This window comes from Aeromicrobium phragmitis (assembly GCF_003674095.1).
In the GTDB taxonomy this organism is placed as follows: Bacteria; Actinomycetota; Actinomycetes; order Propionibacteriales; family Nocardioidaceae; genus Aeromicrobium; species Aeromicrobium phragmitis.
The window spans coordinates 1-364 of the sequence record NZ_RDBF01000180.1 but is presented as its reverse complement, the minus strand read 5'-3'; the positions used below and the strand labels follow the sequence as shown (position 1 = coordinate 364).

The window sequence follows — 364 nt, the reverse complement described above, 5'->3', positions numbered from 1 at the left end:
AAGGCGATCGAGGCGGACACCGAGTTCGGCAGCGATTTCGACTTCCCGCGGAGCTATGAGGGCGTCTACCGCGACCGGCGGCGTGAGGTCGGCTGGCAACTGTACGAGGCGGTCGGGGTGGAGCGCGGAGACCGCGAGGCCTCGGCCCGCGAGATGCTCCGGAACTTCGAGTTCTTCGGCGCTCCACACGCCGCGATCCTCACCGTGCCCGCGAGCCTCGGCGTCTACGCCCTGGTGGATGCCGGGCCCTACGTGCAGTCCTTCCTGCTCGCCGTCCACGCGTACGGGCTCGGCGCGATCGCTCAAGCGGCGTTGGCGCAGAAGTCCGCGTTGCTCCGCGAGTGGTTCGAGTGGGACGACGATC

The 364-nt window shown here is 69.2% G+C and carries 1 protein-coding gene; it reads left to right on the top strand.

Going from position 1 to position 364, the window contains the following annotated elements:
- Positions 1 to 364 (top strand): nitroreductase family protein (locus D9V41_RS16865; RefSeq protein WP_208006934.1); only part of this gene is annotated, 364 nt, incomplete at both ends.